General features: G+C 24.6%; 5 protein-coding genes and 1 pseudogene. All 6 read left to right on the plus strand.

Annotated elements, in window-relative coordinates:
• Positions 1–91 precede the first annotated feature (91 nt).
• Complete coding sequence (locus AJ932_RS03725) at positions 92–865, plus strand: hypothetical protein (RefSeq protein ID WP_070288998.1); 774 nt, start codon at positions 92–94, stop codon at positions 863–865.
• Between the two features lie 40 nt (positions 866–905).
• Entirely contained in the window at positions 906–1,451 is a 546-nt protein-coding gene (locus tag AJ932_RS03730; protein ID WP_186820605.1) for a hypothetical protein, read from the plus strand.
• Between the two features lie 132 nt (positions 1,452–1,583).
• The gene (locus AJ932_RS10515) at positions 1,584–2,330 is read left to right on the plus strand and encodes a hypothetical protein (protein ID WP_186820390.1); all 747 of its coding nucleotides are present in this window, start codon (positions 1,584–1,586) and stop codon (positions 2,328–2,330) included.
• Positions 2,331–2,500: 170 nt separating this feature from the next.
• Entirely contained in the window at positions 2,501–2,830 is a 330-nt protein-coding gene (locus AJ932_RS10520; RefSeq protein WP_186820391.1) for a hypothetical protein, read from the plus strand.
• A 45-nt stretch (positions 2,831–2,875) separates the two neighbouring features.
• On the plus strand, positions 2,876–3,745 hold the full coding sequence (locus AJ932_RS03740; protein WP_070277923.1) for a hypothetical protein: 870 nt from the start codon (positions 2,876–2,878) through the stop codon (positions 3,743–3,745).
• Between the two features lie 83 nt (positions 3,746–3,828).
• Positions 3,829–4,159 (plus strand): annotated as a pseudogene (locus AJ932_RS03745) (hypothetical protein); the annotation flags it as partial.

Here is a 4,159-nt window from a genome sequence, read left to right on the forward strand (position 1 = left end):
ATTAAAGCAGGTGGAGTTGAAGTAACTATAGACTCTAATGGACTTGTGGTTAGAGGTGGAGAGCTTAAAGCAGAGTAATAAAGGATAAACAATGAATAAACCCTTCTACAAACTTAAAAGATTTTATATACCTTGTGGTGTGCTTATAGCTTTGATTATTTTTATAAGCTTAGCTTATCATTTTTTACAACGACCCTTAGAGCTTATCTTTTGGGATAAGTATTATCATGAAAAAGAATATCAAAGTGCTAAAGACATGTATAAACTATTTAAGAGCAATGAAGAAGAATTTAAAAAAGTTTTTAAAGAACAAAACTTAAATGAAGAATTAAAAACAAATCAAAAAGAATTGTTAAATTATATGCACTCTTTCAAAAAAGATTTTAAATTTATGCAAACTTTAGGTTTAGATAATGCTTATTTAGTAGCTCTTAAAAATAAGGATGTATTGTTTGGTTTGCAAATGCAAAACAATCTTGATTATTTTTATCTCGCATCCAATAGCACTGATTTAGAAGAAATTAATAATTATTTAAATATTGTAGATAATTTTCTTGTCTTTATGAGTGAAATTGAAGAATTACCGCCCAAGTATAATTTAGGTAAAATAATGTTTGAAATTAATTTTATGAATTATAATACTTTGTTTTTTGGATTTACTTTAGATAAAAATTTTATTTGCTCTATACCCCAAAAAGAACAATTATTAGAGAATATGATTAATTCTTATGAAAAAATGAATTTATTTCATGATGTGGATTTAAAATTTCAAGATCAAGAATTATACGAAGCGATATATATAACAAAAGAACTTAATTATTTCATAAATATCGCCAAAGGAAGATTAAATGCATGTGGAAAATAATTTAAGTTTTAAAGATAATATTATAAATTAAGGAGTAATTATGAATTTATTTTACAAAATTTATTTTTTTATTTTATACCACCCTATAAAAGCTTTTTTTATTCTTGTCCTTATTGTGAGTTCTTTTTCTTTTGTTGATAAATTTATTCTACCTAAAAAAGAAAGGGAGCTATCTCCAATTATACAAATTGTAATAAAAGATTCTGAAAGCATCCCTGATTATATAAGCAATACCAAAAGCAAAGAAGTTTTTCTTTCCCAAAACCCAAGCTTAAAAGATTTATTTGAAAAAATGGCCACAGAATATCCTTTAAAATCAGGACTTAATTTTGGAAAACCTGAATACATTGCAGGAGTTGCCACTGTAGAAAAGGATTGGGGAGAATATATGGAAAAAATTTTAAAAGAAGATAGCGAAGAGCTCTTGAAAAAAGCTAACTCTTGTAAAATTATAGATGTAAAAAGTAAAATGCAATGTTTTATAGAAAAGATAAATTATGTTTTTAAGATTATAGACTCTCAAAGCGAAAATTACACTCTTAATCTTATTAATAATAAAGATTTTATAATAATCTTTATGAAGTAATTTACTTTGCTTTTTATGATGATGAATACGATAAAAATTTGAAAAAAGAAGAATATTTCTTTTCAAAAGCTTACTATGCAGCAAGGGTTTATTTTTTAGCAAACAAACAATGCTTCATAATGGAGTAAAATAATGGATAAGTTAAGCGAATTAAGAGAATCATTGACTTATGTCATACCACTACAAGAATTGTTAGAAAACGAAGATATTCTAGGAGAAGCTGTTAATAGATATATTAAAAAATCACTTAGCCATCTGGATTTAGTAACAAATTTTATAGAATCAGAAGAAGTATATCATAAGACTAAGAATTTTAGAAAAGCTGCAGTTCATTTTACAAGTAATTTAGTTAGCGGTCCAATTATTGCAGTAGGTATTGTAGGTGGCATAAGAACTGGTCAAGTAGAAGTTGCTGTAATTACAATTATTTATGCAAATGATATTCCTGTCGCAATCGAGAATGCAACCAATAAAGCTTTCGATATCTATGATAATGTTTTAGATGCAATATTAGAATTTATTTTTGATGGTACAGCTTCTCGCATAATAACAAATTTTCTTAATTCTACATATGAAAAATTTCTTGCACCAAGAAATTTTAAGCAAATTTGCAATAGTCCAGAAGAATGTCAAATTTTACAACAGGATAATTTTCAAATTCTCATAAACGGTTTATCCCTCTTCACCCCACACCCCTACCCTAGCTATTCTAAAGAATACAAACTTGCTCTAGCAAAGAAAAAAGAACTTATAACTAAAACAAGCATAGCTTCTAATTCCTATAATTTTATGGATGAAGAGTATCGAAAAATATACAAGATTTACAAGAACAAGATCAAATCATTGATCAAGAAGAACAAAAATATCAACCTGCTTTAAAACTTTATAAAGAAGATAATAAAATCAAAAATGAGATTTTTAATTCTTTATTTAAATCCTTAAATGAAAATCTAAGCTTTCAATTAAAACAAGAAAGAAATACTTTTTTAAATCCAAATCAAAGTTTAAGCATTATCGCTACTAAAAAATACTCATTAAAGACTTTAAATTTGCAAGATATTGATAATATTAATATCAATTCAGAACTTTATTTGCTAAAAGCTTTATATTTTTGTGAAGATTATGTTTTATTTGACAAAGATAAACAAGCTTTATTTGATGAAAACACAATAAAAGAATTAGAATTTGATTCTAGTTTTTATACTATCTTTGTCTCTCACAAAGCCAAATTAAACGATACTTATTTAAAAGCAAGAAAAGAGCTTTATAAAAGTATTGATGAATTTAAAAGACTTGGATTTGAAGATTTAGAAAATGCTTATCAAACTTATATTAATTCTTTGATTGTAAATAAAGAAATAAAGATGACAATTTTATAATTAATGTTATAATGCAAAATAATATTATTTTTAAGGATAAAACCTTTGTTTAAATTCTCAAAAAAATCTTGGATTATCATTTTCATCTTGGTGGTTTTATATGTAGTTATTAGCAATATTTATAAATTGTTTAATTCTATGGAAGCTGATAATAACAAAGCAAGAGAAAATCTTAGTGCTTTAATCAAGTGGAGTGAAAACAAAGGTAAGGAAGAATTAGAATATGCTAAGAATTTAAGCAAAGAAAACTATAATCAAGAAAAAGTTACACAAATGATTATTAAAAATCTTAAGATGATACAAACTAGTATTGAAGATATAAGAATTTTAACCTCTTATTATCCTACAGATGAAGATGTTGAGCTTATGAGACAAGCTGGGCATGTTACAACAAATTCAAATACTGATATTATACTTTATCTTTTATACAATGAAAGAAATATCACAAATCATAAAACTTATTTTTTATTTGATAAGGAAAGATTTAAAGTTTTTGAAGATTTTTTATTTTTTCTAAATACTCGTTTAGAAGAGGATTTTTTGCAAAAAGATATTCATAAGTTTGATAGCTTTGATGTAGTTAGAATTGGAATGTATATTAACACTCTAATTGGCTATAATAGTGGATTTACTAGTATGTATTTGAGTGAATTTTTACAAGATTATATTTGTGATTTAAATACCCCTAAAACTATGACAATTTTAAATGGTATGAGCAAAATTGATTTTACTTCTAATAGAATTTTATTATTTTTTAATAAAGAATTAGAAAAATATGCTTATACTGATGATAATAATTTAATAAAAAACCTTCAAAAATTGATCTATATTTTTAAGAAATTCAGACTCGATCAAAAACAAACTAATAAACTTAAATCCATACAAACCAAACTAAAAGAATGTACAAATGAATGAGATAGAACTTAACACTCAAAATAAAACCTTAAACGAAACAGAAAAAGACACAAAAACTATTTTTAAAATATCAAGGAATATAAATGAAAAAACCTTTTTATAAACTTAAAAGATTTTATATACCTTGTGGTTTACTTATAGCTTTTGTTATCTTTATAAGCTTAGCTTATCGCCCTTTAGAGCTTATCTTTTGGGATAAGTATTATTATGAAAAAGAAAATCAAATTAGAAAAGAGACATCTAAATTATTCTGGAGCAACGAAGAAGAATTTAAAAAAGTTTTTGTAGAACAAAACTTAAATCAAGAATTAAAACTTAATCAAAAAGAATTATTAAATTATATGCATAATTTTAAAAAAGATTTTAAATTTATGCAAATTTTAGGTTTAGACAATGCTTATTTGGTAGCTCTTA

This window comes from Campylobacter sp. BCW_6873, assembly GCF_001762365.1.
Lineage (GTDB): Bacteria > Campylobacterota > Campylobacteria > Campylobacterales > Campylobacteraceae > Campylobacter_D > Campylobacter_D jejuni.

What these genes read in the sequence shown, in the direction of transcription:
- AJ932_RS03725 (WP_070288998.1), top strand. Translation starts at nt 92, where the DNA reads ATGAATAAACCCTTCTACAAACTTAAAAGATTTTATATACCTTGTGGT.
- AJ932_RS03730 (WP_186820605.1), top strand. Translation starts at nt 906, where the DNA reads ATGAATTTATTTTACAAAATTTATTTTTTTATTTTATACCACCCTATA.
- AJ932_RS10515 (WP_186820390.1), top strand. Translation starts at nt 1,584, where the DNA reads ATGGATAAGTTAAGCGAATTAAGAGAATCATTGACTTATGTCATACCA.